Annotated in this window: 16 protein-coding genes and 1 riboswitch; of the genes, 3 read left to right on the forward strand and 13 right to left on the reverse strand. The window is 39.9% G+C overall.

The window, feature by feature from the left end; all coding sequences use genetic code 11:
- Positions 1 to 20: 20 nt before the first annotated feature.
- Positions 21 to 1,832 carry a dihydroorotate dehydrogenase gene (locus GH754_RS08210; protein ID WP_153728237.1) on the reverse strand — a complete coding sequence of 604 codons (1,812 nt, stop codon included), beginning with the start codon at positions 1,830 to 1,832 and terminating at the stop codon, positions 21 to 23.
- Between the two features lie 150 nt (positions 1,833 to 1,982).
- Positions 1,983 to 3,020 (reverse strand): low-specificity L-threonine aldolase, encoded by a 1,038-nt coding sequence (gene ltaE / locus GH754_RS08215; RefSeq protein ID WP_153728238.1) that lies wholly within the window; start codon positions 3,018 to 3,020, stop codon positions 1,983 to 1,985.
- Between the two features lie 141 nt (positions 3,021 to 3,161).
- Between ltaE and GH754_RS08220 the strand changes: the two genes are divergently transcribed.
- Positions 3,162 to 3,341 carry an H-type small acid-soluble spore protein gene (locus GH754_RS08220; RefSeq protein WP_153728239.1) on the forward strand — a complete coding sequence of 60 codons (180 nt, stop codon included), beginning with the start codon at positions 3,162 to 3,164 and terminating at the stop codon, positions 3,339 to 3,341.
- Positions 3,342 to 3,389: 48 nt separating this feature from the next.
- On the opposite strand, the gene GH754_RS08225 is transcribed toward GH754_RS08220, so the two are convergent.
- Positions 3,390 to 3,722, reverse strand: coding sequence for a DUF2680 domain-containing protein (locus GH754_RS08225; RefSeq protein WP_153728240.1), 333 nt, complete (start codon positions 3,720 to 3,722; stop codon positions 3,390 to 3,392).
- 186 nt (positions 3,723 to 3,908) lie between these two features.
- Here GH754_RS08225 and GH754_RS08230 point away from each other — a divergent pair, with 186 nt between their 5' ends.
- Entirely contained in the window at positions 3,909 to 4,223 is a 315-nt protein-coding gene (locus tag GH754_RS08230) for a hypothetical protein (protein ID WP_153728241.1), read from the forward strand.
- A gap of 66 nt (positions 4,224 to 4,289) precedes the next feature.
- On the opposite strand, the gene GH754_RS08235 is transcribed toward GH754_RS08230, so the two are convergent.
- The 7 genes from GH754_RS08235 to GH754_RS08265 form a co-directional block, all read right to left on the reverse strand.
- Positions 4,290 to 5,657: an FAD-binding oxidoreductase gene (locus GH754_RS08235; protein ID WP_153728242.1), complete on the reverse strand. Its 1,368-nt coding sequence runs from the start codon at positions 5,655 to 5,657 to the stop codon at positions 4,290 to 4,292.
- Between the two features lie 136 nt (positions 5,658 to 5,793).
- Positions 5,794 to 7,353, reverse strand: coding sequence for a BCCT family transporter (locus GH754_RS08240; protein ID WP_153728243.1), 1,560 nt, complete (start codon positions 7,351 to 7,353; stop codon positions 5,794 to 5,796).
- A gap of 347 nt (positions 7,354 to 7,700) precedes the next feature.
- Positions 7,701 to 9,497: an ABC transporter ATP-binding protein gene (locus GH754_RS08245; RefSeq protein ID WP_153728295.1), complete on the reverse strand. Its 1,797-nt coding sequence runs from the start codon at positions 9,495 to 9,497 to the stop codon at positions 7,701 to 7,703.
- Positions 9,498 to 9,540: 43 nt separating this feature from the next.
- Positions 9,541 to 11,268, reverse strand: a complete 1,728-nt coding sequence (locus GH754_RS08250; RefSeq protein ID WP_153728244.1) for an ABC transporter ATP-binding protein — start codon at positions 11,266 to 11,268, stop codon at positions 9,541 to 9,543.
- Between the two features lie 57 nt (positions 11,269 to 11,325).
- The gene (gene helD / locus GH754_RS08255; protein ID WP_153728245.1) at positions 11,326 to 13,665 is read right to left on the reverse strand and encodes an RNA polymerase recycling motor HelD; all 2,340 of its coding nucleotides are present in this window, start codon (positions 13,663 to 13,665) and stop codon (positions 11,326 to 11,328) included.
- Positions 13,666 to 13,817: 152 nt separating this feature from the next.
- Positions 13,818 to 14,420: a threonine/serine exporter family protein gene (locus tag GH754_RS08260; RefSeq protein ID WP_153728246.1), complete on the reverse strand. Its 603-nt coding sequence runs from the start codon at positions 14,418 to 14,420 to the stop codon at positions 13,818 to 13,820.
- A gap of 28 nt (positions 14,421 to 14,448) precedes the next feature.
- On the reverse strand, positions 14,449 to 15,393 hold the full coding sequence (locus GH754_RS08265) for a fumarylacetoacetate hydrolase family protein (protein ID WP_323741916.1): 945 nt from the start codon (positions 15,391 to 15,393) through the stop codon (positions 14,449 to 14,451).
- Between the two features lie 198 nt (positions 15,394 to 15,591).
- Here GH754_RS08265 and GH754_RS08270 point away from each other — a divergent pair, with 198 nt between their 5' ends.
- Entirely contained in the window at positions 15,592 to 16,071 is a 480-nt protein-coding gene (locus GH754_RS08270; protein ID WP_153728247.1) for a CarD family transcriptional regulator, read from the forward strand.
- A gap of 96 nt (positions 16,072 to 16,167) precedes the next feature.
- On the opposite strand, the gene GH754_RS08275 is transcribed toward GH754_RS08270, so the two are convergent.
- Genes GH754_RS08275 through GH754_RS08285 form a run of 3 tightly spaced genes read right to left on the reverse strand, consistent with a single transcriptional unit; the run spans position 16,168 to position 19,361 of the window.
- A complete protein-coding gene (locus GH754_RS08275) occupies positions 16,168 to 17,331 on the reverse strand; it encodes a M24 family metallopeptidase (RefSeq protein ID WP_153728248.1) in 1,164 nt (387 codons plus the stop codon).
- A gap of 45 nt (positions 17,332 to 17,376) precedes the next feature.
- Positions 17,377 to 18,360 (reverse strand): cyclodeaminase, encoded by a 984-nt coding sequence (locus tag GH754_RS08280; RefSeq protein WP_323741917.1) that lies wholly within the window; start codon positions 18,358 to 18,360, stop codon positions 17,377 to 17,379.
- Complete coding sequence (locus GH754_RS08285; protein WP_153728249.1) at positions 18,357 to 19,361, reverse strand: pyridoxal-phosphate dependent enzyme; 1,005 nt, start codon at positions 19,359 to 19,361, stop codon at positions 18,357 to 18,359. The genes GH754_RS08280 and GH754_RS08285 overlap by 4 nt, the downstream gene beginning before the upstream one ends.
- Before the next feature lie 223 nt (positions 19,362 to 19,584).
- Positions 19,585 to 19,695, forward strand: a riboswitch (SAM riboswitch).
- Positions 19,696 to 19,844: the final 149 nt, after the last annotated feature.

The following is a 19,844-nucleotide window of genomic DNA, read 5'->3' on the forward strand; positions in this document are numbered from 1 at the left end:
CACGAGCTATAGTGTGACAGTTATTTTTTTAGAAACCTATACGTCAATATTAATCCTACTACATATAAAATTACTAAAAAATATACAGGTAAAAGATGAATAAAGGTGGTATATCCAATATACAAATGAGTACCAATCCCTGCAGCAAAGGCCGGAATGGCTCCAATCGCAATTGTATTCCATATCCACCTCTCTCCCTGTCGAAACCCCCATAAAGACAACATTAACACCAATAACCCAACACTTATTAGGGCCCCTCCAAATCCTGTCCGATCATGAGCAATGACGGGAATTAGTTTGTCATTCATTTCATTTAACATCTCTGCCGGCATGCAGAGAAAGCTCAAGTCGGTAGATACAAATACATCCGTGACTCCTATTGTTGAGATGACAATACCACCCACCACAATCGCAAAGCCTAAAACAACAAACAATAGCTGACCATATAGACCCTGGAGCCACGCTTGATTGTTTCCTTCATTCTTTGATGTCGGGGCTTCTTTTGCCTGCTTCCCTTCCTTCCAGCTTAGAAAATAAATTGGTAGTAAAATGAGCCAAAACAACCCGTGGAGCCAATCAAAATAACCATATCCAATAAACAAAAGGATACCGAGAAAGCCAACGATGGCAGCTGTATGAAAGGCTACCTTTGCCCAATGCAGACCATATCTAATTCCATGACGAGCTAGTTGAATATAAATAATACCACCAGATATCATTGTTCCGGCCAAAGACATCCTGTCATGTGACATAAATGCTAAAATGAGAGGATTAACCTGAAGTATTTCACTACGTGTGATCCCTAAGAATGCTTCATCATAGGGCAGAATAATGCTTGTCAAGCTAAAGTACAGGGCGATTAAGCCACCGATTAAAATTGCCAGCCCAAACAGAAATGACCAATGCCACTGATAGGTTGTTGCATCATGTTGGTCATAAAGTAGTCGTTCATGAATTCGTTTCGGTAATCCAGGTCCTGCCTTTACATATCCAGTGGTTAATAGCATTAAATCGACGCCTGCCTCGTCTAGTAATCTAGCATCAGCTGGATCTTCTATGCCACCAGAGGTTATGATAGCAAAATTAGGATCAGACTTCTTAACCTTTTTCACCGCTTGGACTAAGGTTTCGTTCGCGTTTTCTGATTCATGCAAGTATCCATCATTCTCAATCATTGGTGCATCTAAACAAATTCCTTCTACTCGATTATTTCTTAGGAAATCATTCTTTTTTATCGCTTCATTTGCTGTGTATGCCATAATTAATGGTCGAATAATTTTGTGCTCAGATAAACTCTCTGCTTGTTTTTCCGTTACGACTAACGCATTCACATAAGGCGTTAAATGGTCAATTATAGCAATAGCTTCATCTAGCGTTAGCTTTTGATCCAAACGTGCTAAAACGGGAACCTGTACGTCTGTATTTGTCAGCACTCGAATAGCACGCTGTAAGGTTACCTTTTCAGCGTGTCTAGAAATTTGAATTTCTTGTCTATCATCCGTTGTAATCGGGGGCTCAGCGTCCATAAAATCCTGAAGTACGACCGGCCCTATCTCTATAAACCCAAACCCGAGATGTTGAAATGCCCTCAAGCCTGTCAAATTGGGATCAATTATTCCACTCAACCCTATCGGTGATCGAGCATCTACTAGATTTGTCTTTCGTTCAGATTGAGAGGATGGTTTCATATGACCTAGAAATTCGATTACATGTCTCCCACCAGGTATAGACGCAATCTGACTCATAGATTGGTGTATAAACTCACGGCTATTAACTGGTCTCATTTTGGATAATAGTAATTTTTTCAAGGGATGATACGACCAATCAGGCATTGTCATCACCTGCTTTAGTTGATTTGATTTTAGTTTAACATGGAATTTATAGGGGCTAAAGGATTGACTGATAGCCTAGGTCCTCACTGTGGCTCCCAAACAAAAACACCGAGAATCATAATCCCGGTGTTGACTGCTTACTGCATTAAATTAACTTGTTAATTGACTGCTTACTGCATCATTTACTTTTTTGATCACACGGTCAATATCTTGCCCACTCACGTCATAATGAGTAACAAATCTCACTGTATTTGGACCAAATGGTACTGCTAAAACACCTTCTTTTTGAAGAGCTGTTAAAAATGACTCAGCATTATGTCCCGTATCCTCAACATTGATAAGGACGATGTTCGTTTCCACTTTATTTTCAACTTTAAGCCCTTCCATATTCGCTAATCCTTCAGCTAATACCTCAGCGTGTTTATGGTCCTCACTTAAACGCTCCACCATCTCGGTTAAAGCGATGTAACCAGGCTCTGCAATCACACCAACTTGACGTAATCCTCCTCCGAGTCGCTTCCTCCATTTCCTAGCCTGCTGGATAAAGGATTTACTACCCGCAATAATGGACCCAACAGGAGCACCGAGTCCTTTAGATAAACAAATTTGAACAGTGTCTGTATAGCCCGCATATTCACCCACTGAAATACCTGATGATACAGCTGCATTAAAAAGTCTCGCTCCATCCAAATGGACTGGTACATGATGATTCTTTGCTATTTGATAAATACCCTTCATATTTTCAAACGGTAAAACAGCTCCACCTGCTTTATTATGGGTATTCTCTAGGCAAATCAGTCCCGTCTCGGGAAAATGAATATCCTCTGGACGAATCGTTGCTTGAACCTCACTTGGGTCCATGGCACCTTTATGTCCCTTTAATGTACGCGGCTGAACACCAGCAAAAGCAGAGATTGCCGCTCCTTCATACATATATATATGGGCATTTTCCTCTAAAATAATTTCATTACCTGGTGAACAGTGGGTTAAAACCGCAATCTGGTTTCCTTGGGTACCACTCGTAACAAATAGAGCAGATTCTTTCCCCAACAGTTCAGCTGCTTTTTCTTCTAATTTATGTACGGATGGATCCTCACCATATACGTCATCTCCTACTTCAGCATTGTAGCTTGCTTGACGCATCTTTTCTGTTGGCTTGGTTACGGTGTCACTTCTTAAGTCAATCATCTTAATTCCTCCCCCAAATCTATGTACCTTTCATCATACTATAGCATTGGTATTTTGATAAACATTGAGATGGAAAATTAGCATATTTTACACTCTTTTATGACAGGCTATAAGTAGTACATAAAATATGGAGGTGTAAGGATGGACACTCAAAGGGCTCAACAAATTATTGATTCACCTGATCAAATTAATGTTTCGTATAATGGTACCCCTATCTACATTGAAAAGGTACTAGAAGATGCAAACATGGCGCGAATCTACCCATTAGACTCACCCGATCGCGAAGAGGATGTTCCTTTAGAGAGACTAGTTGAGCATTAATAACTTTCAAGAGGCCTGTGAACAATGTAGTTCACAGGCCTCTTTTGTTTAATCGTCTGCTTCATCCTTCATTTCCCTTTTCTTATGGTCGCAATGCGGAATATAGCCATTTTCCTTTAGCTTTTCCTGATGTTTTTCCATCTTAGCTAGCTTCATATCTGCCTTCTCTTGACTAATAACGCCGAACTCAACATACTTATTAATCAACTGCTTGTGAAGCTCGAACATCTCATTATGTAAGGTTTCAAGCTCTTTTGTCTGCTGTTCATTTAATTCAACATTCGTTGGTTCAGCCTCCCCATCAGCTTCAGCGCTTACCTGAATGCCTAAAGAGCCTAGGGTTAAAAAGAAGGCAAAGCTAAATAAAAGAAATTTCCTCATATGCACACTCTCCTTTATGTTTGTAATCCGTATTAGTTTGTATAATTATTAGTGGATTATTCAGCCAAATTAGTAAAAATATACTCAAATAGCATCTATTTTTCATAATCCTGTAAAAAAAGGATTACTTTTTCAAACTTTGATGGTAGAATAGTCCTTGATATTACATTCAATGGAGGTGAAAACATGTCTGTTTCAAGAATTCTAAAATGGGTAACAGGTGGACTTGAAGCTTTACTAGGTATTCCAGTACTAGGTGGAGCAATTATTTTAAGCCTTGCTTGGACACCACTTCTTATTATGTTAATCTTACATATCGTTACATTAGTTATGACGAAAAAAGACGGTGGAAAATCTGTTGGTAGTATTTTAGGTATTATTACTTCTTGTCTAGGTTGGATTCCAGGTGTTGGTATGGTGCTTCACATTCTTTCAGCGGTATTCCTAATGATCAACGCAGCTCAACCAGACCAAAAGTCATCAGAAAGTGCGGCCTTATAATTTTTTATACGATTAGGCACAAAAAAGGGCTATTGACACAACGTCATATAGCCCTTTTCTATTTCTTTAATCGTTCGGATTCACATTATGATTATGTCTAAATAGGTTTTTAGGATCATACTTCTTCTTAATCCCTACCAATCGGTCATAATTTGCTGCATAGGTTGCTTTGGTGGCGGATTCAATTGTTCCGATGCCGTTTAAGTAAGAGGCGTTGCGGTGAGAGTAAGGAAGTAAATCTGTGTAAATTGAGTGAATCCACTGTTCAATCACATCTTCATCCATTCCAGGCATCGCCATGGCGTCTAGTAACAGTACAAACGATGCGTCGCGTACCGAGAATGGGGTTTCACTTTCTGGAACACGGTTCATTTGTCCATGTAGTGCCCATAGTTGGGATAAAACAGTCGGAACAGGTGCATGATCTAACTTTTCCATTAAAACATCTACCGTTTCTTCATTTAATTCGGAGAAATATAAAGATGTACCATAAACAGGAATATTATTTTCCACTAACACATCTAATTTGCTTTGAAGTTCAACATAGGACATTACTCCTGTCTGATCAACGATAGGCACTGCCCATTCACGAATGGGTTGCACAATCTCTTCCCCCTCTTTGGGATCACCCGCATACATCCCAGACACTGCCACAACCTTTTTATGGTGAAGAAATTCTGGTAAAAACGGAGCTGGAGGCAGTTCCATAGCTGTTAAATTAAAGGAGACCTCATCAGGTGCATCATTTAAAAACTGCTGGGCTTTAGTAAAAATCCTTTTCGCATCCTTGTAATCATACATCACATCAATTCCAAGGACTTCTGGACCAACTTCATGAAGCTGAAACTCAAAGGATGTGACAACCCCAAAATTACCCCCTCCGCCACGAATAGCCCAAAACAGGTCAGCATGTTCATCAGCACTCACATGACGTACAATTCCATTTGCAGTTACCACTCTAGCACCAACAAGATTATCACAGGTTAAACCATATTTTCCTCTTAAATAGCCAAGACCCCCACCTAAGGCTAACCCTGCGATACCTGTCTCAGAAACTGTTCCTGTTGGAGTGGCTAAGCCATACTTTTGTGTTTCTTTGTCCACATCACCTAAAGTGGCTCCACCTTGTACAATCGCAACCTTTCTTTTTTCATCCACTTTTACCTTGCGCATCTCGGATAAATCGATCATAAGTCCATCATCACATACACCCGTACCGGCAACATGATGGCCGCCACCTTTTATAGCAATCGACATTGCTTGTTCATTCGCATATTGCACAGCTGCCACCACATCCGCCTCTGATTGACAAAGGACAATCGCATTCGGATAACGATTGATCGCTCCATTCCAAACTTTTCGTTTCTCTTCATACAATTCATCCTGAGGTACAACCACCTTACTTCCTAACCGTTCTCCAAGTGTTCTTGACAACGCAAATTACCTCCTTTTTAGTGAACACTTAGATTATACCTGTTTTAGAAGGGCGGGTAAATGTTTTTCTGAATATTTAAAACCATTAATAAAAAAACTCGGCATACCTAATTTGTATACCGAGTTTCAACTAATATTAGCTTACTTTTTTCACTTGTTCTTGCTGTTCCTTCATTTCCTCTTGGTGTTCTTCATACATAAATTTGGCAACCTTTACAGATGTCCAAACCGGTGGTAACAGAAGAAGTGAAACAGGGACAGCTGTAGCAACAATAAAGTTTTGAATAGCCTGAATACTACCTTCCCCTATAGTTAATAAAACGGTAGTGATCACACCAAACATAATGGCCCAGAATACTCTCATCCATCTTGCCGGCTCATCTGAACCAGTTATGGTCACTGCCACTGTATAAGACATCGTATCTACAGTCGTTGCTACAAACACAATCGTAACAAGCAAGAAACCAACAGCAAGGAAGAAGCCAAGTGGTAATTGCTCCATAATAGCCATTACCGTCGCTGGCATGCCACCTTCATTAAAGGCTTCAGAAATGGAGCCTGGTTTTTCCAGTTCTTGGAATAGACCCGTTCCTCCTACTACAGTGAACCATAAATTACTCACTAATGGAGCAATGAAGGCGACTGCAACAATAAGCTCACGAATGGATCTTCCTCGAGATATTTTACTGATAAAGATGGCCATCATCGGACCATATCCTAGGAACCAACCCCAGAAAAAGATCGTCCACCAACCTAACCAGGCTTGATCTCCTCTATATAAATTCATTTCAAAAAAGTGTTGTAATTGAAATGCTTGTGCCCCGATAAATGAATCAATAATAAACATTCCTGGGCCAACTAGTAAAATGACAAGTCCTAAAAACAACACCATTCCAACGTTAATACGGCTTAATAATTGGATTCCTTTATCTACCCCCGTCGCTGCTGAAATAGCTGCAATGGTAACTAATCCAGCAATCACGATGATGTTCGTTGTGAGCGTATTCGGGATATCAAATAGATAATTCAAGCCATAGCCAATTTGAACACCTAAAAAGCCAATTGGACCCATGGTACCTGCAGCAACTGCAATGATAGACACAATATCTGCAATCGATCCAACTACACTTTTACCAAATAGTTTCTCGCCAAATAATGGATATAAAATGGTCCGAGGCTTTAATGGATATCCCTTATGATAATGAGCATACATGAGGACGATGGTTGCTAATGTTCCTAAACTTGCCCAAGCAAGGAATCCCCAGTGCATAAAACTAGTAGATAATGCCGGAAGTACTTTATCTACTGGCGACATCCCCTCTTCTGCAAATAAAGGTGGGGTACTAATAAAGTGCTGAATCGGCTCTGAAGCTGCCCAAAACACACCGCCGCTTGCAAGCAATGTACATAAGATCATGGAGACCCAACGAAAATAGCTATTTTCGGGTTTATCTTTTTTACCTAGTTTTAATCTACCATATCTAGATGAAACAGCGAGTCCAATACCAACTACAAATATTGCGAATAATAATAGCTGCCAAAAGGCACCAAAATATTTAACTGACCAATTAAATGATTCAGTCACCCAAGTTCCTACCATATCTAAATCAATAAATGAAAAAATAACAAAAAGTCCTAAAAATCCACCACTTACTAAAAATGTGGTCCAATCCGTTTTCGGTTTAAACGATTTCATTCTTTTCCTCCTAATAAATTTTACCGCGAAAATTTTCCGCTTTGTTTTTTGACCGATTTGTCATAAGGTTTTTCGAATGAAATCATCATGGAACCGATTTGCATACGGCTTTTCTCAAGATGTTCAACATCCTATAATAGTCGTCTTGGATAATTACACCTACCCTATTTATTTTATATAAACCTAACAATGTCTTTTAATACCCTATTAGGATTCTTTTCAAACACTATTTTAAAATTATAGTAATAAAGTCTAATAGCGTCAAATAGGTTAAGGATGTAAATCATGGCAAACTCCTTCATAACGATACATCTGCAGGATTAAATCCCCACATCTTATCTTTTGCTCTATCTACCCTCCAAATGCTCTAAAACACTTCCCCTTGTATCATTACCGGACTGGGTTTCATGTAATTTGGCATACATTCCACCTTGTTTTAATAATTGCTTATGTGTGCCTTGTTCAATAATTTTCCCTTCGTGTAAAACAACAATCAAATTAGCATTTCTGATTGTGTTGAGGCGATGGGCTATTACAAAGCTCGTTCTCCCCTTCATCAACCTAGCTAACGCCTCATTGATTTTTATTTCTGTAATGGTATCAATGCTACTTGTGGCTTCATCTAATATCAGGAGGGATGGGCTTGCTATCATTGCTCTAGCAATCGCAATGAGCTGTCGTTGACCCTGACTGATATCTCTTCCATCTGAATGAAGCAACGTATCATATCCTTCTGGTAACTTCATAATAAATGAATGTGCGTTCGCTTCTTTTGCTGCTTCTATAACATCTGCATCACTTGCATCCAGCTTTCCGTACCTAATATTTTCACGAACTGTCGTATGGAATAAAACGGAATCCTGTATGACTACTCCCATCTGTTTTCGTAAGCTTGACCTCGTGATCTCGGTGATATCGTTGCCATCGATGAGAATTGTCCCTTTATTAGCATCATAAAAACGTGACAGGAGTGATGTAATGGTTGTTTTTCCAGCCCCAGTTGGTCCTACTAAAGCAATGGTGTCCCCCGGTGCGGCTTTAAAGCTAACATCATGTAAAGTCTGGTCAACATCCTCATACGAAAAGGAAACAGAGCGGAATTCAATTTCTCCTTTTATTGATGGGATATCAACTTCTTTACGAAGATTTAAGTCTTCCCTGTCTTCATCAATGACATGAAACACACGCTCAGCACCAGCTACCGCAGATAAAATAGTATTAAATTGGTTAGCTAGGTCATTTAAAGGGCGAGTAAACTGCCTGGAGTAGGTTGTAAAGGTCACAATTACCCCAATCGACACGGCACCTTTTACTGCCAGCAATCCGCCAACCCCTACAATAATCGTAAAGCTTACATTATTCAGCATGTTCATCAGCTTAGGAATGAAGCCAGAATAGGTTTGAGCAAAATAACCCGAATTCTTAAGGGCCTCATTTTTTTCATGAAATTCCTCAATCACCTTTTGTTCCTTTGAAAACATTTTCACGATAGTATGACCGGCAAGTGTTTCTTCAATATAACCATTTAACTCCCCTAAATGACGTTGCTGCTCTTTAAAATAGACTCCGGTTCGATTCGTAATCCATTTCATTCCCCCATACATCACCGGAACTACTGTTAAGGTTAAAAGCGTGAGTACAGGGCTTAGCCAAAGCATAACTCCAATTGTCCCTAACAATGTTAATATACTAGTTGTTACTTGAATAATCGATGAATTTAAGGTTCGGCTCACGTTCTCCATATCATTGGTAAGACGACTCATAATTTCGCCATCATGGTTCTTTTGAAAATAAGAAATGGGTAACTTGTGAAGATGAGAAAATAGATGGGAACGCATCTCCCTAACAGTACGCTGAGCCACCGTGATCATCCAATAGTTTTGTAGCCATTGTGCTGTAGCCTGCCCAGCATAAACTACAAGGAGCCAAATTAACATTGTCGCAAGTATAGTTGTCTCAAAATCTTCAATAAGTAAATCCACCGCAATACCTAATAAATAGGGTCCTAAAAGGGAGAGAACGGAACTGATGAATACCATCGAGAGAACCCCAATAAATAAGGTTCTATCCTTTGCTATATATGCCCAAATTCTAAGCAAGGTCCCTTTCACATTCTTCACCTTAGGGCGCTTCCCTAAGTGCATATGCGGGTGACCATTTCCTTTCCAATTACGATTTATCTGTGTTTTAGCCACCGTGAATTACACCTTCTTGCTCTTGAGAATAATAGATTTGCTGATAATAGCTGTTTTCCTGTAATAAAGTCTTATGACTTCCACATCCGACAATCTGCCCGTCCTTTAAAATGATAATTTGATTCGCATCTCGAACAGAGCTAATTTTTTGTGCCACTAGAATGATTGTACAGTGTTGTTCCTTGAGTCTACTTAAAATCCTCTGTTCCGTGTGGGCATCAAGCGCACTCGTACTATCATCTAACAACAGAATTTTGGGTTTTCTTAACAGCGCCCTCGCAAGTGATAGTCGCTGTTTTTGACCACCTGATAAATTCGTTCCCCTTGCCCCGATTATAGATTCATATTGCTCAGGAAGACCCATTATAAAATCATGAAGATCAGCTTCTTTAGTTGCCTCGACCATCTGATTCATTGTCGCTGTATCATTCCCCCACCGAAGATTTTCTGCAATACTACCGGAAAATAGGTGAACCTCTTGGGGAACAACACCAACCTCATTCCTTAATTCTTGTGGATCGATGCTCGTCACGTCTGTTTGATCGATTAACACTTGGCCCGAAGTTGGATCGATTAACCTTGGAATCAGTTTGACTAAGGTTGATTTCCCAGCCCCTGTTTCCCCAAGTATTCCAACCATTTCTCCTGGTTTGACGTGAAAATCTATATCCTCTAATGCGGATTGCTCCATACCTGGAAAAGTAAAGGAAACCTGGTCAAAGGTAATGTCACCCTGCAGATCAAGTAGTTTATTTGTACCCCTATGAATGCTTTCATCTTCTGGTTCATCCAAGACCTCTTCAATTCTAGACGCAGATGCCTTCCCTCTCGAAAAACTCATCATTAAGAAGGAAAACATTCCAATGGAGATCATAATACGGGTTCCGTAATTTAAAATTGCGACAATCTCCCCAGGCTGTGCAGTCCCTGCTGCCATTTCAAAGGAACCAAACCAGAGGATTAATAGGATACTAGCATTCATCCCTAGCATAATCACTGGTACAGAAAGCTCCATTAGACGCAGGGCATTGACATTGCGTTCCATTAAATTTTGGTTAACCCTTTGAAAGCGGTTCTCTTCATATTTTCCACGATGAAAAGATTTAATGAGCTTCATACCAACTAAATTTTCACTAATAACAGAGTTTACATTGTCTAGCCTTTTTTGAACCAACTGAAATCTAGCTACCCCTTTTGATACAATCCATAGCATTACCACAACCAAAACAGGGACAGCTACTAATAGAATCATAGATAGTCGAGCATGAACAGAAAAAGCCATGATTACCCCGATGAATACAAAAAGTGGTGCCCGTAGCATAATGCGCATGCTCATAAACAAAAACCCCTGTATTTGAGTAACATCATTGGTCAATCTCGTTAATAACGAGGAGGTTTCAAACTTTTGCATATGGGCTGTTGCAAAGGTTTGAATTTTCGTAAACACATCTCTTCTCACATCATACCCAACCCCTTGACTCACGTTAGCCGCAAAATAGGAGCTCACAATCCCACCAATAAAAGCAAGCAATGATAGACCCAATAGAATACTTCCCCAAATCACTACCTTGGACATGTCACGGGTGACAATTCCTTCATCTATAATAATCGCCATAATGATGGGCTGAACTAATTCTACAAACAGCTCTAAGCCCATTAAAAGTAAGGCAACAGCTGCCGATTTTTTATAATGTAACGCATAACCCAGTATGGTTTTCATGTTTATCCCCTTCAATCTATATAAAACGCCTGGCACCCTTCTCAGGTACCAGGCAATTTAACTCTCTTTTATCTCATATTTCTCCTCTGGTACGTCATGCAGAAAATGACTTGGTTCCCCAATTGACATTAACACAAGCTCGTGCATCGCCCTTGTGCATGCCGTGTAAAATAGATTTCGCTCTGAATCTTGATCGTAAACCTCTTTACTTACATTATAAAGAATGACGCCATCAAATTCGATACCCTTCGCTAAATATGCAGGGACGATGACAATGCCTTTTTCAAAGGTTGTGGTTTCTTCTGTAATTAAGCTCACAGATGAAAGAAGCTCTGATAACCTTTCATATGCCGCCTGACTTTCCTCCATGGATTTGCAAATTACGGCGATTGTCTCATATCCTTCTGCTCGCCAGTCTCCAACCTGATTCATGATGGCATATAATAAATCCTTTTCATAGCTCACTTTTTGAAGGGTTGGCTTCTCCCCTTCACGGTTAAACGGTTGAATGAGGTTCCCATTTTTAACTAAATGCTTAGTGAATTCCACGATTTCCTTTGTGGAACGATAGCTTCTCGTTAAAGTGAGCTTCTCCATTTTTTCTTGATGTTCAGCCTCTAAAACGGTATCCCCTTGCAAAGCATGGGCATAAATGGCTTGATTCATATCCCCCAACACAGTGAATTGACTGCTAGGGAACTTCTCTTTCAAATATGCAAATTGGAAATCCGAATAATCCTGGGCCTCATCTATAAAAACATGGCGGATTGTCTTATTGGCAATAAACCCTAACAACCGTTCTTTAAAATATAAGTATGGTGTTGCTTCCTCCCAGGAAAAATGCTTTCGTTTTAAGTGATCAACACTATGTTCACAAATAGCTTGCCAATTTTCAGGTACCAATTCCTGTTGGTTATTCTGCTGTGACCATTCCTGATAAAACTTCACATACGTAGCCAAAACATTGACAAAAGCCAGCTTTTCAACCTTTTTCTTGAGTGGATTCAGCCTTCTGGCAACGACTAATTTACGGAGCTGGTCCTCTTCACGGATAAAGTCATCAAAGGTATCCTCATTAAAGTTCTGCTCCTTATCTAGCTCATGAAAAATCCGCACATAGTCATCCTTATCGAGCAATTCCACCTCTTCTAATACCCAATCCTTTTCTCGTTCAGCCCTTTCCATCTCCTTTAATCTAGTCAAAATCCACTGACTGACTTCATCCATTCGATGACCAATGGACACCGTATCGTCTAAGGAATAAAAATAGTCACGAATCTCTTCCTTTTTCAGCAGAACATTGCCTTTAAACGAAATATTTCGGAACTGAATACCCTTTCCTGATAAATCCTTAATATAATTATCAATCAATTGCTTAAACGTTAACGTTGATTTAAACTGAATTCCCGCTAATTTCTCATTATGGTTTGTATAGCTTTTCGTTAAAAAAGCCTCCATTTGTTCAAATGGTGTTTCCATTTGATAACCCGAGCCTAATCCTTCCTCTAAATGTTGTTGGAAGGTCGTCTGTTTCATATTTTCTTCTCCCAGTTCAGGGAGTACATTAGCTACATAGCTATTAAAAAGTGGGTTCGGGGAAAACAGCAAAATATTCTCTGATGTTAATGTTATACGATGGCGATATAGCAAATATGCTACACGTTGTAGGGCGGCAGATGTTTTTCCGCTACCTGCTACACCTTGCACGATAAGAATTTTATTTCGTTCATTACGGATAATCTGGTTTTGTTCCTTTTGGATCGTTGACACAATACTCTCCATCGTATCGCTAGCATTTTCACCTAAAACAGCCTGCAATAAATGGTCCCCAATGGTAAGTCCGGTGTTAAACATTCCCTTTAATTGACCATTACGAATGATGTATTGCCTTTTTAATGTAATTTCACCTGATATGGTTCCATCGACGGTGTCATATTGAGCCTGACCAGGTGGATAATCATAGTACATGCTTGAGATGGGTGCTCGCCAATCATAGATGAGAAAGTTTTCGTCCTTTGCATCCATTAGCGAGGCAATCCCAATGTACACCTCATCCGTTTCTTGCTCCCCATCCTCAACAAAATCAATTCTGCCAAAATAGGGCGAGCTTTTCAGTCTATCCAATGTCTTCAGTCTTTCGCTCCATTGTCCATGACTCCGCTCACGTTCGGACAACAGTTCTGCTTGCTGTTTTATGCTTGCCTGCGTTTCAATCACATCATCCATCTCTTCAAGATTGACCGTCACATCCTCCCAAAAATTCTCACGGAGTTCAATGACACGGTCTCTAACCTGACTTAGACTTGTCTTTAATTTCCTTTTTATAATTTCAATCTCATGTTTCACTTTTTCTACTCGTTCTTGTTCTGCTAACCAATCTTGACTTTGTTCATCCATCGTATCTCACAACCTTATATCTATAAGTGGCTACTACTTCTCATACTATTATGGAATGGCTTGAACTATTTCTATACAAAAAGAAACGCCCTTTTCTAAGAGTTTGTTGTTTTGACTAAAAGATATAAAATGCGACGTAGCTAAATATAGTTTCATTCTGTAATAATTTTATCAAGCTCTTGTCCTAAGTCCAACGAGACAAAAAAGAGGGATATAGCACCAATAACCACTGATGCCAAAAACTCGGAAAAGAACTTAATTTTAATGATGGGGTGAAAATATAGAAAGGCAATAAAGCCTAATCCTCCAGCTACAACTGCATAAACAAAATCCTGCCATTGTCCTTGAAACATCACTAAAAAACAGCCACTAGCAATAGCCGCAGCGATCACTTGGAACCACTTAGGAAATGTATTGCTCGATTGGTCTATTTCCATTAGCATTTGATGGGCCTCGGAAACAGAAAGAATTCCTGCACTAATTTTTCTAGAAACATCATTTACCTCTGCTACCTTATGTAAGTCCGTCGTTCGGTCTGTAATTCGAGTTAACTTCGTTGGACCGTCACCATCCGTAGAGAACATAATTCCTGTTGGCATCACAAAGCTATGAGATTCTTTCAGCCCACACGAAGCAGCCATACGCATCATGGTATCCTCAACACGATACGTTTCTGCTCCACTTTGCAGGAGTATTTTCCCCGCCAGCAAGCAAAGATCTACAACTGCATACCGATCTATTTTTATCTGTGACATGTCTTCGCTCCTTGTTGAACTGGAAAGCTTACTGCTCACTCACTCGGTTTTGTAACACCCCTACCTTTTCGATCTCAATTCGAACCTCGTCACCATCATGAAGAAACTGTGGTGGGTCCATCGCAAATCCTACTCCATTAGGGGTTCCTGTTAAAATAATATCCCCTGGCTGTAAAGTAATCAAACTTGAAATAAATTCAATTAAATAGGGAATAGTAAAAATCAAATGCTGCGTATTTGAATCCTGTCTTTTTTCACCGTTTATAAAGGTTTGGATATTTAAACTCGATGGGTCAGGAATTTCATCGGACGTCACCATCCATGGACCAACTGGAGTACTTTTATCTAATGTTTTCCCTTGAAGCCACTGAGGAGTTCTTTTCTGCAAGTCTCTTGCTGACACATCATTCCCTATTGTGTAACCAGCTATGTATTGCAAAGCCTCTTCCTTAGGAACATTTGAAGCCTTTTGCCCAATTACAAGCGCTAGTTCCCCTTCGTAATCTAATTGATTTGTATGCGGGCTCTTTTGGATCGGTTCTGCAGCACTGATAATGGCATTATCAAATTTCGAGAATAACACTGGATATGTGGGTAAATCACTCTCCATGCCGCCTTTACTCATTTCCGCCACATGATCCCGATAATTTTTACCAACACAAATAATTTTCGCTCCAGACTTTACCGGGGCACCAATGCTTACATCAGATCGTTCAAAGCATACATCAGAAATTTGGTGCTCTAATACAAAGGACAATGCCACTTGACCCCGTTCTATACTAGCTTGTCCTAATGCGATAAAGTCTTCCCATTGAGCAGGCACTAAATAATCTGCACTGTCCAATTGATTGTCACCCTGAAATACAAGGTATCTTTTATAGGCTTCGTTTACATCAATAATTTTTTCTTCGACAACTGCCCCTACCCGGTAGGATCCAAATGTTTTATTATGTCGATATGATACAAGTTTCACGGTTATCCTCCCCTTTCATTTGTACATAATCTAGCCCAAGCTCTAGGGGATGTCAACCGAATACAGAATCTTTAGAAATAATTTTCCGGGCACCGAAAAAGTTGTTGACATAGGTGAAATCATGTGGTAAATTAAAAATTTTGTCATTCTAATATTTTGTGATATAATGGAGTCAAGACAAAACTTGGGGGTGTCCTATTGTTTAACATTGGTGATAAAGTTTTCTACCCAATGCATGGCGCTGGGATTATTGAGGCGATTGAAGAAAAGGAATTCACAGGAGAAAAGCAGCTTTATTACATCATGAAGATCCCCACACAAAACATGAACGTTATGATTCCTAAAGGCAAGGAAGAGGACTTACGTTTACGAAAAATTGTGGATTCCGATAAATTTGATGAAATTCGGACGGTCTTCTCTGATGCAGAAACCGAAGAAAATGTTCACCCAAACCAAAGACATCGCCTTTATATGGATAAAATAAAAAGTGGCGATATTTTGGAAGAAGCCAAAGTCATACGTGATTTAACTCGAATCAGTAAAACGAAAAACCTAGGGACAGCAGATAAAAATATGCTTACCAATGCTCAGCAAGTTTTGATAAGTGAACTCGTTATGGTAAAAGGAATTGATGAGAACAAGGCTCACGAATATTTAGATCAAGTTATTAATCAGTAACAAACTAAATAGTAAGGCCAATGCTGTCTCGAGGGTTGAGGCAGCTTTGTTTTTGTCCAAAAGAAACTGTTACTCCCAGCTAGGAAGTAACAGCTTTTATTTTACATATAAATCCCGAGGAAACTTGGCAAAGGTTTCAATTCCCTTTTCGGTCACCACAAAGGACTCGCTAATTTCAATACCAAAATCATCGTACCAAATACCAGGAATGAGATGAAAGGTCATGTTTGGTCGTAGTATTGTTTTGTCTCCAGCCCTCAAGCTTGCGGTGTGCTCACCCCAATCAGGCGGATAGCTCAATCCCATTGAATATCCGATACGAGAGTCCTTAATAAATCCGTGCTGGGCTATGGTCGTACGCCATACTTCTTCAATTTCTTCACAGGTTACACCGGGTTTGATAAAATCAAGTGTTTCACAAATCCCTTCGTTTACTACTGCCGCTAAATCTGTTGCCTCCTGGCTCGGTTCACCAATGGCAAGTGTTCGTGCGAGTGGAGCATGATAACGTTGGTAGCAGCCAGCTAATTCGATAATGACATAATCACCTAGTTTATAGGTTTGATCCGACCAAGTAATATGTGGAGAGGAAGTTCTTTCACCTGATGGAAGAAGCGGGACAATGGCAGGGTAGTCGCCTCCATATTTTTCTGTTCCCCATATTTGGGAATGATAGATCTGAGCTACGACCTCATTTTCACGAACCCCGACATTAATTTCTTCAATTGCGGTTTTCATTGCCTTTTCGACAATCGTCCCCGCCCGTTTCATATACTCAATTTCTAAGTCTGACTTGATCATTCTGACATAATTAACGAGCAAGGTGGAATCTTTGAACACAACATTCGGTATTCCTTTTTGTAGTTGTTCATAGGCCTTGGCTGTAAAATAATAATTTTCCTTTTCAACGCCCATTACACAGTTATTTAAACCCTTTTCATCTAACACTCTAGCAATGACGTCCATCGGGTGCTTAGTAATGGAGTGCACGTAATCATCCGTATAGGAGTAAATATTTTTCTGGTCGAGCCATGTAGTGGCTTTTGCTGAATTGGCGTCCTGTTTTCGGCCAATCCAAAACGGCTGTTCTTCCTTTAAGGTCACGACGAGCATTTGATGTACATAAAAGGACCAAGCATCATAGCCTGATAAATAATTCATATTCGACGGATTTGTAATCAGCAAGACATCAATACCCTCTAACGCCATTTTCTCCTTCGTTTTCTTTATCCGCTCTTTATATTCCATAATTGGGAACATAGGGATTCCCCCCTTCTATTTTCTTTTGAAATTTTACTTGGAGGGCTAATTTTTGATTTCTTTCCCAACAGCTTTTGACTGTAGTTCTTGATATGCTGCTAGAGCAATGGCCGTATCCTGTACTCCTGTTCCGGTTAAATCACAAATTGTTATCTCTTCATTCGACTGACGCCCTTGGTACTTACCTGAAATCACCTGCCCAAGCTCCGTTACCTCGGTTTGGTCTGTTATCACTCCCTGGTCAACGGCATGATGGAGCTCTCCTAGACGTACGCATTGAGATCTCACATCACAAAAAATTCGATCCACACTTGAAAACACTTTCGAATCAATCTCCTGCTTATACTCCGCATCCGACCCCATTGCTGTAATATGGAGGCCAGGATGTAACCATTCTTTTTGAATAATTGGCTTTTCAGCTGGGGTAGTTGTTACTACGACCTCACTGTTTTTCACTACCTCCTCTGCTGTTGAACAAACCTTCACTTCAACACCTAGCGACTTTTCCATTTCCTGTTTGAAAAGGTTAGCTTTATTTTCATTTCGGCCGTATACTAACAGCTTTCGAATGGAACGCACCTGTTTTAAGGCCTTCATTTGGAAACGTGCTTGACTACCAACCCCAATGACACCAGCTGTTTTCACCTCTTCCTTAGCAAAATATTTTGCACTAATGGCACCGGCTGCCGCTGTTCTTACATCGGTTAAATAACCATTATCTAAAAATATGGCGTCTGGAATCCCTGTTTCTGTACTCAACAATATCATCATTCCATTTCCACTAGGCAGACCTCGTTCCGGGTTTAGAAAAAAACCAGAAGAAAGTTTAATCGCAAATTGATCGTATCCAGGGATATAGGCTGATTTTATATCGACCTCCCCTTGAAATTCTGGGACATCAATTCTCATGATTGGCGGCATCTGCACCTTTTTTGTTACTAAACTAGTAAATCCACCTTCTATCACTTTGATGATTTGTTGATTAAGATGGATCGTCTCTTTAAGCTCCTTTTCTGTATAAATAATCACATGCACGCCCCCTTTTTCTGTTCTAGCCCTCTAAATTTAGACTCTTTGAGCGCTGAAATGCTGCCGTTATTACCACTGATAATTAATACCACATCATTCCCTAAACCTTGTAATTTTTGTTCCAAAATAGCGCCTACCCCAACGGCAGCCGCACCTTCTACGATGAGTCGCTCCTCTGCTAATAAATAAATCATCGCCTCTTCTATGGTATCTTCAGATAGTAGAGTGAGGTCATCCATTAAATGCTTTACAAGATGTAAAGTATATTGATTATTAGCCCCGATTCCACCAAGTAAACTATCGGCAAGTGTCTCCTTTTCAGGTACGTCCACAGGATAGCCCTTTTTCAAGCTCTCACTCATTGCCGATGCCCCTTCAATTGATACACCTGAAACTCGAATGGCTGGGTCTACACTTTTTAGCGCTATTCCAATTCCCGATAGTAGACCTCCTCCTGATAAAGGAATGACACACTGATCAATACTAGGTAAATCCTCAAACAGCTCTAGGCCAATGGTTCCTTGACCCGCAATAATATCTGTATCATCGAAGGGTGGTACAATGGCCATTCCGTACTCTTGTTCAAGATGCTTACAATGGTTAGCCGCATCATCCTGGCTCTCTCCGACTACATTGAGTTCTGCCCCAAGCTTTTGCAAGGTATCAATTTTAGCCTCGGGTACTCGATTAGAAACACAGATCACAGCTGGAATTCCCAATTGATTCGCCACATAGGCCACGGCTAAACCATGATTTCCTGTAGAAAATGTGGTAACGCCTTTTTCTCTCTCTAGTTTAGATAAAGAAAGAATTTTGTTAGCGGCCCCTCGCAACTTAAATGCTCCTACTTCATTAACGGTTTCTAGCTTTAAATAAATATTTTTGTTTGTTAACTTCGACAGTTCTTTAGATTGAATTAAAGGTGTCTTTTTCACAAATGATGCAATACGCTGCTTCGCCTCCCAAATTTGCCGTGGAACGATGGAATCTATTGTGTTCAACGTCTACATTCCTCCTCTTCGTCCTCATAACCTTTTTAAGAAAATATGTCCAAGAGCAAAAAATCATTCTATGAAATTTAATTTTAATGGGGACACGGGGACAGGTACCTTGACCCACTACTTACAAAAAAATTTAAAAAAGTGATTGACTTCTATTTTGATATCCCATATTATTAAAAACATACTTTTTAAAGTAATCTAAAATTAAATAAACCGATATAGATTCTTATCCAGAGAGGTGGAGGGAAAGGCCCTGCGAAACCTCGGCAACGGACTTTTTATTAGTACCGTGCCAATTCCTACAAGTTGATGGGATCAACTTGAAAGATAAGAAGCTGAGTGAGTACATTATTGTAACCCTCTCTTCTTATCTTTGCATGGATAAGAAGAGAGGGTTTTTTGATTTTCAGTAGGACGGAGGGACAGGTACCTTGTCCCACTGAGGATTTACATCAGAATGGGACGCGGAACCTGTCCCTGTGT

The sequence above is a fragment of the Salinibacillus xinjiangensis genome (genome assembly GCF_009649735.1).
Lineage (GTDB): Bacteria > Bacillota > Bacilli > Bacillales > Alkalibacillaceae > Salinibacillus > Salinibacillus xinjiangensis.